The sequence below is a fragment of the Pantoea sp. JZ2 genome, from assembly GCF_035191405.1.
Lineage (GTDB): Bacteria > Pseudomonadota > Gammaproteobacteria > Enterobacterales > Enterobacteriaceae > Pantoea > Pantoea stewartii.
In genome coordinates, this window is the sequence record NZ_CP045247.1 from 2,151,382 (window position 1) to 2,163,676 (window position 12,295).

General features: G+C 52.3%; 10 protein-coding genes. All 10 read left to right on the plus strand.

Features of this window, described 5'->3' with window-relative positions:
• Window positions 1–956: 956 nt before the first annotated feature.
• Window positions 957–1,307 (plus strand): flagellar transcriptional regulator FlhD, encoded by a 351-nt coding sequence (flhD, locus tag GC087_RS10365; RefSeq protein WP_006120236.1) that lies wholly within the window; start codon window positions 957–959, stop codon window positions 1,305–1,307.
• Window positions 1,307–1,885, plus strand: a complete 579-nt coding sequence (gene flhC / locus GC087_RS10370) for a flagellar transcriptional regulator FlhC (protein ID WP_033742000.1) — start codon at window positions 1,307–1,309, stop codon at window positions 1,883–1,885. The genes flhD and flhC overlap by 1 nt, the downstream gene beginning before the upstream one ends.
• A gap of 131 nt (window positions 1,886–2,016) precedes the next feature.
• Window positions 2,017–2,904 carry a flagellar motor stator protein MotA gene (motA, locus tag GC087_RS10375; protein WP_006120238.1) on the plus strand — a complete coding sequence of 296 codons (888 nt, stop codon included), beginning with the start codon at window positions 2,017–2,019 and terminating at the stop codon, window positions 2,902–2,904.
• Window positions 2,901–4,160 carry a flagellar motor protein MotB gene (gene motB, locus GC087_RS10380; protein WP_162285810.1) on the plus strand — a complete coding sequence of 420 codons (1,260 nt, stop codon included), beginning with the start codon at window positions 2,901–2,903 and terminating at the stop codon, window positions 4,158–4,160. The genes motA and motB overlap by 4 nt, the downstream gene beginning before the upstream one ends.
• Window positions 4,161–4,171: 11 nt before the next feature.
• On the plus strand, window positions 4,172–6,163 hold the full coding sequence (gene cheA / locus GC087_RS10385) for a chemotaxis protein CheA (protein ID WP_172677647.1): 1,992 nt from the start codon (window positions 4,172–4,174) through the stop codon (window positions 6,161–6,163).
• A 23-nt stretch (window positions 6,164–6,186) separates the two neighbouring features.
• On the plus strand, window positions 6,187–6,684 hold the full coding sequence (cheW, locus tag GC087_RS10390; RefSeq protein WP_006120241.1) for a chemotaxis protein CheW: 498 nt from the start codon (window positions 6,187–6,189) through the stop codon (window positions 6,682–6,684).
• A 254-nt stretch (window positions 6,685–6,938) separates the two neighbouring features.
• Complete coding sequence (locus tag GC087_RS10395; protein ID WP_039343187.1) at window positions 6,939–8,501, plus strand: methyl-accepting chemotaxis protein; 1,563 nt, start codon at window positions 6,939–6,941, stop codon at window positions 8,499–8,501.
• 109 nt (window positions 8,502–8,610) lie between these two features.
• The gene (locus GC087_RS10400; RefSeq protein WP_324030506.1) at window positions 8,611–10,287 is read left to right on the plus strand and encodes a methyl-accepting chemotaxis protein; all 1,677 of its coding nucleotides are present in this window, start codon (window positions 8,611–8,613) and stop codon (window positions 10,285–10,287) included.
• An 82-nt stretch (window positions 10,288–10,369) separates the two neighbouring features.
• The gene (gene cheR / locus GC087_RS10405) at window positions 10,370–11,242 is read left to right on the plus strand and encodes a protein-glutamate O-methyltransferase CheR (protein ID WP_006120244.1); all 873 of its coding nucleotides are present in this window, start codon (window positions 10,370–10,372) and stop codon (window positions 11,240–11,242) included.
• Complete coding sequence (locus GC087_RS10410; RefSeq protein WP_006120245.1) at window positions 11,242–12,291, plus strand: protein-glutamate methylesterase/protein-glutamine glutaminase; 1,050 nt, start codon at window positions 11,242–11,244, stop codon at window positions 12,289–12,291. The genes cheR and GC087_RS10410 overlap by 1 nt, the downstream gene beginning before the upstream one ends.
• The last annotated feature ends 4 nt before the right edge of the window (window positions 12,292–12,295 follow it).

Sequence of the window (12,295 nt, forward strand, 5' to 3'; positions counted from 1 at the left end):
CTTGCTGTGCGTTACATCCCGCCGCTTTTGCATACACGCTGTTGCTAATGATTGTCCCCTAACTCAAAAGCGCTTTTGCGTCGCCAGGCGTCCGTCTGACGGCAAAGTGGCGTAAAAATGTGCAATTAACACCACCATTCACTTTCTTTACCTGGTTAAGCTAAAGTTCTCTTCATTCCTGCCGATAGTTAAAATGCATAAAACTCTCCTGCCTGCAATTCATTCATATCCTTAATGTAACTCCTTGTTACATCGGTGTACGCTCTCTAAACGGGTTGCTTTCAGCCTTTACGACGGATTGTCAGAAAGCGCGTAATCAGAATTGTCGGCCTTCTACCCCTGTTTTCCCTTTTTTTTGTCTTATCACCTAACTGACTAATTTAAATACAAATAATGCGCGCCATGGGTAGCATATTCCACTGGTTTTATGGTTTTGGCTGGTTCTAAATAGGGTGCAAATTCCATTCATTGAGATAAACAGGAATTCTGCCTGCCTTACAGAATCATCCCTGATTTTTGTAGCCAATTAAGTCCAGCTCAGGACAAATCCCTGTAAAAAAAACGTCAAATTGCTCAAAAAACAGACAGTGAGGAAGGGATAATAAAGCGTTACTGAAGAAAATAGAGGTAAAAGTGTGATCTACATCACACTTTATCTAAAATTTCACCGAACTGTCGTTGTATGTAAGGATCATCCGATATAGATTTGCCTTGTTTTCGGATTAGTCTTAAAAAAAGCAAGCAAGCCTCAGGGAAGAAGGTTATCGACTTAAGAATAAGGTGGACTGAAAAGATTGACTTCTGACCGGACAGACAGGGTCGCAAAAAGAAGCAGAACTCAGAACCATTGCTTTTTATGTTTAATTATTTTGCCATCTTTAGATTTACCAACCAGCAGCTCGATACGCAGAGATGTCATCTGCGGTAAGTTACGTCGCGTCTCTCAGGATGGAAAAATGGGTACATCTGAATTACTAAAACATATTTACGATATCAACTTGTCATATTTACTGCTCGCGCAGCGATTAATTAACCAGGAAAAAGCTTCTGCGATGTTTCGCCTCGGGATCGATGAAAAGATGGCTGACGCATTGTCTGAATTAACCTTACCTGAAATGGTGAAATTAGCTGAGACCAACCAACTTGTGTGTCAGTTTCGTTTCACCGATAGCACCGTTATTAATCGCCTGACGCAGGAATCACGTGTGGATGATTTACAACAAATCCATACCGGGATTCTTTTATCCAGCCGTTTATTACGCAGTGCGTCGAAAGACGCCGCGCCTACTAAAAAGAGGGCGGTATAATGGGTGAGAAAAGTATTGTCCAGGAAGCGCGTGATATTCAGCTCGCTATGGAGCTGATCACACTGGGTGCGCGCTTACAAATGCTGGAGAGCGAGACGCAGCTGAGCCGTGGTCGCTTGATCAAACTCTATAAAGAGTTGCGTGGCAGTCCACCCCCTAAAGGTATGTTGCCATTCTCGACTGACTGGTTCATGACCTGGGAACAGAACATTCATGCCTCAATGTTCTGTAATGCCTGGACGTTTTTATTGAAAACCGGTTTGAGCAAAGGGATTGATGCGGTGATTAAAGCCTACCGCCTTTATCTCGAGCAGTGCCCGCAATCGGACGAGGGCCCGCTGTTGGCGCTAACACGCGCCTGGACCCTGGTGCGATTCGTTGAAAGCGGTATGCTGGAATTATCAGATTGTAAATGCTGCAGCGGCAGCTTTATTAATCATGCACATCAGCCTGTTGGCAGCTTTGTCTGCAGCCTGTGCCAGCCACCATCACGTGCCGTAAAAAGACGTAAACTTTCTGCAGATACTGCCGATATCTTTCCACAACTGCTGGATGAACAGGTTAAACACGCCGTTTAAATTTGTTCGCAATGTGGAAGTCATCCAGCAGCGGTTAATCCCGCTGCTTTTTTTTTGCCTCCACAGGGTGAACATCTCCGGTTTCTCTGGCTTAACGTCGACCAACACGTTACGGACGTAAGGATTTTTCTGTGCTGATAATTTTAGGTTACATCGTTGTATTAGGTTCCGTGTTGGGCGGATACGCTTTAGTGGGCGGCCATCTTGGCGCGCTTTACCAGCCTGCAGAACTGCTGATGATCGCCGGGGCGGGCGTCGGCGCGTTTCTGGTGGGCAACAACGGTAAATCGATCAAGAAGACCCTCAAAGCTCTGCCGCTCCTGTTCCGCGGCTCGAAATACAACAAAGCGGTGTACATGGATCTCATGGCACTGCTTTACCGGCTGATGGCGAAATCTCGCCAGCAAGGCATGTTATCGCTTGAGCGTGATATTGAAGATCCCGCCCAGAGTGAAATTTTTGCTAATTATCCCCGCATCTTAGCCGATAAACAGTTAGTCGACTTCATCACCGATTATTTACGCCTGATGGTGAGCGGCAACATGAATGCTTTCGAAATCGAAGCATTGATGGATGAAGAGATTGAAACCTATGAACACGAGTGTGAAGTGCCGGCACAAAGTATCGCTGCCGTCGGCGATGGCCTGCCCGCTTTCGGTATCGTTGCCGCGGTAATGGGCGTGGTTCATGCCCTGGCGTCAGCTGACCGTCCAGCCGCCGAGCTGGGGGCACTGGTGGCACATGCCATGGTGGGAACGTTCCTCGGGATTTTACTGGCATACGGTTTTATTTCGCCTCTGGCGTCGGTATTACGTCAGAAGTGTGCTGAAACGACCAAGATGATGCAGTGCGTGAAAGTGACATTGCTTTCCAGCCTGAACGGTTATGCACCGCAGATCGCCGTCGAGTTTGGTCGTAAAACGCTTTATTCAGCTGAGCGTCCATCGTTCAGCGAACTGGAAGAACACGTTCGCAACGCGAAGAACCCGGCTAAACAGACTTCGGATCAGACCTCATGAAACATGGCAATCGCCCAATTGTGCTGATTAGAAAGCGCAAACATAAAAAACATGAAGGAGGACATGGCTCATGGAAAATCGCCTATGCCGACTTTATGACGGCGATGATGGCATTTTTTATGGTGATGTGGCTGCTGTCGATCGCCAGCCCACAACAGCTTATCCAGATAGCAGAATATTTTCAGACGCCCTTAAAAGTGGCGCTGACGGGTGGACAGAGAAGTAGCGACAGTAGCAGCCCGATCCCAGGCGGAGGAGACGATGCTACGAAGAAAGAAGGTGAAGTCAAAAAGGTTGTGGATATGGATGCGCAGAAACGCAAGCTGGATGAAATTCGCCTCAACCGCCTGCGTGAAAAGCTCGACCAGTTAATCGAAGCTGATCCGCGCCTGAAAGCGCTGCGTCCGCACCTGATTATTAATATGGTTGATGAAGGGCTGCGTATTCAGATCATCGACAGCCAGAACCGCCCGATGTTCAAGACCGGCAGTGCAGAAGTTGAACCTTATATGCGTGATATTTTGCGCGCGATTGCCCCGATTTTGAATGACATCCCTAACCGTATCAGTATCGCGGGCCATACGGATGACATTCAGTATGCGACCGGTGATAAAGGGTACAGCAACTGGGAATTGTCAGCGGACCGTGCCAATGCGTCACGTCGTGAACTGGTGATTGGTGGGCTGGATGGTGGAAAGATTCTGCGTATCGTCGGCATGGCGGATACCATGAAACTGAAAAATCGCGGCGGCGATGATGCCGTTAACCGTCGTATCAGTTTGCTGGTGTTGAACCATGATACCGAAGCCGCGATTGAGAAAGAGAACGCAGAAAGTGACGCGGTTCAGATTAGCGATCCCTCTGCCTTAGAAAAAGTGACCGCGCCGTCAGCACCCGGCAGTAATGCGGCTGATAAAACATCTTCCAGACCTGCAACTGCCACGTCGGCGGATGCAGTGAAAACAGCGAACTCCGCACCGTCAGCCGCATCGACGAGCGCAGAGAAAGCCGCGACCGCCGCCTCGTCAGCGTCATCGACGAGCGCGGTGAAAACAGCAGCCTCCGCATCGTCAGCCTCACCGGCGGTCGCGGCGAAAACAGCGACCTCCGCGACGTCAACCTCTTCGGTTCGTGCGGTAACAACAATAACGCCTGCACCGTCAGCCCTACCGGCGGATGCAACGAAAACAACCTCCGCACCGCCAGCGTCTTCGGCAGGTGCGGTGAATACAGCAGCCCCCTCACAGCCGAGGTGATTCCCGTGAGCATGGACATCAGCGATTTTTACCAGACGTTTTTTGATGAAGCCGATGAGCTGTTAGCGGATATGGAGCAACACCTGTTGGGACTCGATCCCCAGGAGCCAGACTCTGAACAGCTTAACGCCATCTTCCGCGCCGCCCACTCGATTAAAGGCGGAGCCGGAACCTTTGGTTTTACGGTTTTACAGGAAACAACCCACATCCTGGAAAACATTCTGGATGGTGCTCGTCGCGGCGAGATGCAGCTCAGCACCGACATCATCAATCTGTTTTTGGAAACTAAAGATATTATGCAGGAACAGCTAGATGCTTATAAAACCGCGCAAGAGCCTAACGCGGAAAGCTTCAAGTATATCTGTGAAGCATTACGCCAGTTGGCGTTAGAGGCGAAAGGTCAGCCGGTTGAAGCACCGGTTGTGGTTGCGCTTGAAACGCCTGTCAGTCAGGCAGAATCCGCCTCCTCTGATGCTGAAGGTGTTCACCTCCAGTTGGTCGACCTGAAAGAAAAAGATATCGACCTGATGCTGGAAGAGCTGGGTAATCTTGGCACGCTCAGCAACGTGAAGAAAGGCAGCAATACGCTTGAGTGCCACATTACCGGCGTAGGCAAAGACGACATTATTGCTGTGCTGTGTTTCGTTATTGATGAAGCGCAGATTCGCTTCCCGGGTGCTGACGCTGCCGCGGCGGTAGCCGAAAGCGTGGATGCGCCTGCGGTTGCCGATGTTCAGACTGCGACCGTGACCGAATTGCCGGTTGCCGCAGTGAAACGCGAAAGCAAACGTGCTGCCGCGCCCGCGAAGACCAGCGAATCAAGCAGCATCCGTGTTGCGGTTGAGAAGGTTGATCAGCTGATTAACCTGGTGGGTGAACTGGTGATTACCCAGTCAATGCTGGCACAACGTTCAGGTGAACTGGACCCGGTCGCGCACGGCGAACTGTTGAACAGCATGGGGCAGCTTGAGCGTAATGCGCGTGACCTGCAAGAATCTGTGATGTCGATTCGTATGATGCCTATGGAGTACGTCTTCAGTCGCTTCCCACGTCTGGTGCGTGATTTGGCCAGCAAGCTGGGCAAAGAAGTTGAACTGACGTTACTGGGTAGCTCGACGGAACTCGATAAGAGCCTGATCGAACGTATCATCGATCCGTTAACGCACCTGGTGCGTAACAGTCTTGACCACGGCATCGAAACCCCGGAGAAACGTATTGCGGCAGGTAAGGTTGCCACAGGTAATCTGACACTGTCAGCAGAACACCAGGGCGGCAACATCTGTATCGAAGTGTCAGATGACGGTGCGGGCCTTAACCGCGAACGTATCCTGGCAAAAGCTCTGTCATCGGGCCTGCCGGTGCATGAAAACATGAGCGATGAAGAAGTCGGCATGTTGATTTTCGCGCCAGGTTTCTCAACGGCAGAGCAGGTCACCGACGTATCTGGCCGCGGTGTGGGCATGGATGTGGTTAAACGTAACATTCAGGAAATGGGTGGCCATGTTGAAATTGCCTCAAAACAAGGCAAAGGCACCACCATCCGTATTCTGCTGCCGCTGACGCTGGCGATTCTGGACGGCATGTCAGTGCGCGTAGCGAACGAAGTCTTTATTCTGCCGCTGAATGCGGTGATGGAATCGTTACAGCCGCGTGCTGAAGAGCTGAAACCCCTGGCGGGCGGCGAATGTGTTCTGGAAGTGCGCGGCGAATACCTGCCACTGGTTGAACTGTGGAACGTCTTTGACGTGAAAGAGGCGAAAACCGAAGCGACGCAGGGCATTGTGGTGATTCTGCAGAGCGCGGGCAAGCGTTACGCTTTGCTGGTGGACCAGTTAATCGGTCAGCACCAGGTTGTGGTCAAAAACCTGGAAAGCAACTATCGCAAAGTTCCAGGTATTTCAGCCGCCACCATCCTCGGCGATGGCAGCGTGGCGCTGATTGTGGACGTTTCGGCGTTGCAATCACTTAACCGTGAAAAACGTGTGGCCGGCGCTGCCGCCTGATTGATAACGAAAGGGTAAATAACATGAGTGGAATGGCAACCGTGACAAAAATTGCTGGCGAAACCGTTGGACAGGAGTTCCTGGTCTTCACGCTGGGTGATGAAGAGTACGGCATCGATATTCTGAAGGTTCAGGAAATTCGTGGTTACGATCAGGTAACCCGCATTGCCAACACGCCCGATTTTATTCGCGGCGTGACAAACCTGCGCGGCGTTATCGTGCCAATCATCGATTTGCGCGTGAAGTTTTCACAGCCAGACGTTGAGTACAACGAAAATACCGTGGTGATCGTGCTGAATCTCGAAAACCGCGTCGTCGGTATCGTGGTTGACGGTGTGTCTGATGTCCTGTCGCTGACGCAGGAACAGATCCGTCCTTCACCTGAGTTCGCTGTGACTATGTCAACAGAGTACCTGACAGGTCTGGGTGCACTGGGCGAGCGCATGTTGATTCTGGTCGACATCGAAAAGCTGCTGAGCAGCGAAGAGATGGCGCTGGTCGACAACCTGCGTACCGCGTAATCGTTACACACGGGCCAGCCAACGCTGGCCCGTGTTGTTATTCTGCACGCCGAACCCGTCATCACCGCCTTTGATTCACCCGTCGACCTTTCAAAAACACGCTGTCTGTGATCCTGCTCCAGGATTAGCATATTGCTCTGGTTTCAATAATTACAAAAGTCATTTGAACCCCTTTTTAAAAGCGAAATGGCTAAAACATCCTGCGTTGCCGCCGATACAGCCCCTGCACGTTACTTATTTAGTCGGGGAAAAAGATGTTAAAACGGATAAAAGTGGTGACCAGTCTGATTACGGTACTGATGCTTTTCGGTGCCCTGCAACTGCTGTCAGGCAGCCTGTTTTGGTCAGCGCTCAATAATGATAAAGCGGCGTTTGCCTTGTCGCAGATTTCAACACGCAACGTGGCGGCCATGACGGATGCCTATATGGCTCTGAACCAGTCACGTACTACGCTCAACCGCGCCATGTTGCGGTTACAAACCAGTCTGGCATCGCAAATGAACGGCGGTCAGCTGGACAGCCTGACGGACAAAGCCATTAGCGAAGCCAATAAAGGTGAGCAGTATCTTGCCGAGTTTAATGCCATTCCGGAAACGCCAGGCGCGGATACCGAAATGCGCGATCAGTTACAAAACCATTTTGCCGCCTATCTGACCGGTCTGCGCGGGATGATCGCCAGCCTGAAAGCCAAAGATCTGGAAGGCATGTTCAAACAGAACATTGAACAGAAGCAGCAGGCCATGCAGGCCACCTATACGGCCTGGCGTCTTAAGCAGAGCGAGCTGTCTTCCCACGGTGCAGAACAAAACCAGCAAGCTTTTACTCAGATGATGTGGTTGCTGGGCATGGTCGGCGCTCTGGTGGTCGTGGTGATCATCGGTTGCTGGTTTGGCCTGCGCCAGGTGCTGATTTATCCTCTGCAACGTCTGCTGGTGGATATCCGCACGATTGCCTCCGGTGATCTGACGCAGCCAGTGAAGGTAGAAGGCCGTAATGAGATGAGCCAACTGGCCGCCGGTATCCGTGAGATGCAACAATCTCTGGTGACAACGGTGGGTGAAGTCCGCAGTGGTTGCGATGCGATCTTTACGGGTGCCAGCGAAATCGCCGCGGGCAATAACGATTTGTCCGCACGCACGGAAGAGCAGGCGGCCTCGCTTGAGCAGACCGCCGCCAGCATGGAGCAACTGACCGCCACGGTGAAACAAAATGCGGATAATGCGCGTCAGGCTTCACAACTCGCCCATACCGCATCTGAAACCGCCTTGCAGGGTGGCAAAGTTGTGGATGGCGTCGTCAGCACAATGAAAGAAATTGCGGACAGTTCTAAGAAAATCGCTGACATTATCAGTGTGATCGATGGTATTGCTTTCCAGACGAATATCCTGGCGTTGAACGCCGCCGTCGAAGCGGCGCGTGCAGGCGAGCAGGGCCGTGGCTTCGCGGTTGTCGCCGGCGAAGTACGTAGCCTGGCGCAGCGCAGTGCGCAGGCTGCCAAAGAGATTAAAGGGCTGATTGAAGATTCTGTTGCCCGCGTTGACAGTGGTTCGCAGCAGGTCGAGAGCGCGGGCAGCACCATGAATAATATTGTGGGTGCCGTCACCCGCGTGACCGACATCATGGGTGAAATTGCCTCGGCATCGGATGAACAAAGCCGCGGTATCGATCAGGTGGGGCAGGCGGTGACAGAAATGGATCGCGTGACGCAACAGAACGCCTCGCTGGTGGAAGAATCTGCCGCCGCCGCCGCCGCGCTGGAGCAACAGGCGAGCTCACTGTCCCAGGCCGTTTCCGTCTTCAAAATCTCCCGTACTTAAGCGTTCTGACAGTTTTTACTGCCAGCGTGATGATCAATTCACGCTGTCAGTAAAGTTCCGCCTGCGCGGGCCGATAAACAGAATCGAATTGCTAATGAATGAGGTTTCTATGTTTAGTCGAGTACGCGTTGTCACCGGCCTCCTGTGTGTACTGGGGCTTTTTGCCTTGCTGCAGGTTTTCTCGGGTGGGGTATTTTTCAAAACGGTTACGGAAGATAAAGAAAACTTTGCTTATAACCAGCGTCTTAGCACCTTGCAACGCGCCATGGGAACGTCATGGGTTGCGCTTGTCCAGGCACGTAATACCTTAAACCGTGCGGGCATTCGTTATTTGCAGGATGGGCAGATGGCAGGTTCGGGAGCCACCGTAAAAGAGCTGGTGGCGCTGGCTGACAGTGAGCTGAAACAGGCTGAAAAGGGCTATGAATTATTCAATGCCAACCTGTCAGAGAAAGGAAAAAGTGCGGCTAACGTGCTGACGCTACAGGCCAATTACAAACAATTCCACGATGGTCTGGCAGAACTGATTGTGTTTCTGGGCAACGGCAACTTTAAAGGGTTTGTTGATCAGCCGACACAAAGTTATCAGGACAAATTCCAAAAAGATTATGACGACTGGCTTAACTACAACCTGGTACTGAGCCAGAAAGGCATCGATGCCAATAATGCCGCTTATCAGCGCATGATTATGCTGGTTGCGGGGACGCTGGTCGTTACGCTGCTGGTGATCGTGCTGGTGTGGAATCTTATGCGCAGCCTGCTGATTCGCCCGTTAAAACAGAGCATCGATCATATCCAGCATATCGCACGGGGTGACCTGACGCAGCCTATCGCCATTACCGTACGTAATGAAATTGGCGATTTGCTGACGTCTCTACAGGAGATGCAACGTGAACTGGTCCGTACGGTCAGCACCGTCCGTGATGGGGCCGATGCGATCTATACCGGCGCCAGCGAAATTGCCGTAGGGAATAACGATCTGTCGTCGCGAACAGAGCAGCAGGCGGCTTCGCTGGAGCAAACCGCTGCCAGCATGGAACAGCTTACCGCGACCGTGAAGCAAAATGCTGAAAATGCCCGTCAGGCGTCGACGCTGGCGCTGAATGCCTCTGAAACCGCACAGCAGGGCGGCAAAGTGGTGGGCGGTGTCGTGACCACGATGAAAGAAATTGCGGGCAGTTCCAGAAAAATTGCCGATATCACCAGCGTGATTGATGGCATTGCTTTCCAGACCAATATCCTGGCACTGAATGCGGCCGTGGAAGCGGCACGCGCGGGTGAGCAGGGCCGTGGCTTTGCGGTGGTTGCCGGTGAGGTGCGCAATCTGGCACAGCGCAGTGCACAGGCGGCGAAAGAGATTAAAGGGCTGATTGAGGACTCCGTCAGTCGCGTGAATACCGGTTCAGTCCTGGTTGAAAGCGCAGGCGATACCATGAACGAAATCGTCAGCGCCGTCACACGCGTCACCGACATCATGGGAGAGATTGCCTCTGCTTCAGACGAACAGAGCCGTGGCATCGACCAGGTTGGCCTGGCCGTGACCGAGATGGATCGCGTGACACAGCAGAACGCCTCGCTGGTTGAAGAGTCGGCCGCCGCCGCTGCGGCACTGGAAGATCAGGCCAGCAACTTAAAACAAGCGGTTTCTGTCTTCAATATTGGTAAAGAAATTGTCACGCAGGCCGTTAACAAGACAACGGCGGCAAAAAGTTTACGTTTAGAAAGTCCGTCAGAGGGCATTCGCCAACCCTCATCACGCAGTGATGAGAACTGGGAAACCTTCTAATTGCCTGGATGGCCCAACCGCTGATGTGCGGTTGGGCATAGCAGCAGACGTTTAACAGGTGTAGTTCAGGCCAGGTGCAAAGATGAAGAAATCGACGTTATTAGATCAACCAGAGGCGACAACGCTGCTCTCACAGATGGTGCAGCGGCTGCCCCTCTCCGATACCCATTTTCGCCGTATCAGCCAGCTCATCTATCAGCGCGCGGGTATCGTGCTGGCCGATCATAAGCGCGAGATGGTTTACAACCGTCTGGTACGTCGTCTGCGCACGCTGAATATTGATGATTTTGGTCGCTACCTGGCCCTGCTGGAGAACGATCCTAACAGTGCTGAGTGGCAGGCGTTTATCAACGCTCTGACCACTAACCTGACCGCTTTTTTCCGCGAGGCGCACCATTTTCCTATCCTGGCGGAACATGCACGTAAACGTCAGGGCAATTTCAGCGTCTGGAGCACGGCCGCCTCAACGGGCGAAGAACCTTACTCTATCGCGATTACCCTGGCCGAAACGCTGGGAACCGGACCCGGTAAATTCCAGGTCCATGCCAGTGATATCGATACCCAGGTTCTGGAAAAAGCCGTGGCGGGCGTTTACCGCCAGGAAGAATTACGGACGCTGTCGCCTGCACAGCTACAACGTTTCTTTTTACGGGGTACGGGCCCGCATGCTGGCATGGTGCGTGTGCGCCCCGAACTGGCGAATATGGTGAATTTCAGTCAGCTGAATTTGCTGGCCAACGACTGGAACCTCCCGGGTCCGTTCGATGCCATTTTCTGCCGTAACGTAATGATCTATTTCGATAAAGAAACACAAGAAAAAATTCTACGTCGTTTTGTTCCACTGCTTAAGCCTGGCGGCATCCTGTTCGCCGGACACTCAGAAAACTTTAGCCAGATTAGTAAAGAGTTCTGGCTGCGTGGGCAAACCGTTTATGGACTGACGAAGGAAAGATGATGAGCAAAATTACCGTGATGTGCGTAGATGACTCTGCGCTGATGCGGCAACTGATGACAGAAATCATCAACAGTCATCCTGATATGGAAATGGTGGCGACGGCTCCGGATCCATTAGTGGCCCGCGATTTAATTAAACAGTTTAATCCGCAGGTGCTGACGCTGGATGTTGAAATGCCGCGCATGGATGGACTGGATTTTCTTGAAAAACTGATGCGTCTTCGCCCGATGCCGGTCGTGATGGTGTCATCACTGACGGGACAGGGTTCAGAAATCACGCTGCGCGCGCTTGAGCTCGGTGCGGTGGATTTCGTGACCAAACCACAGTTAGGGATTCGTGAAGGTATGCTGGCTTACAGCCAGATGATTGGCGATAAAATTCGCGCGGCTGCCCGGGCACGTCTGCATGTGCGCACCACCATGCCTGCCCCGGTCACGCTGAAAGCCGGTCCGCTGCTGAGTAGTGAAAAGCTGATTGCGATTGGTTCATCGACGGGCGGTACAGAAGCCATCCGCCACGTATTGCAGCCGCTACCGGCCACCAGCCCTGCGCTGCTGATTACGCAACATATGCCACCGGGATTTACCCGTTCGTTTGCCGAGCGGCTAAACAAGCTCTGCCAGATTACGGTGAAAGAGGCCGAAGATGGTGAGCGTATTCTTCCTGGCCATGCTTATATCGCGCCCGGCGCGATGCACATGGAGCTGGGTCGCAGTGGTGCGAACTATGTCGTGAAGCTGAACGACGGTCCGCCAGTTAACCGTCATAAACCGTCAGTCGATGTGTTGTTTAAATCGGTGGCGATCAACGCCGGGCGAAATGCCGTTGGCGTGATCCTGACCGGTATGGGTAACGATGGGGCAGCAGGCATGCTGGAAATGCATCGTGCCGGCGCCTGGACCATCGCGCAAAATGAAGCAAGTTGTGTCGTTTTTGGCATGCCACGCGAGGCGATAGCCAGCGGCGGTGTGAGCGAAGTAGTGGATTTAAGCAACATCAGCCAGCACATGCTGGCGAAAATTAGCGCCGGACAGGCATTGCGTATTTAACAGG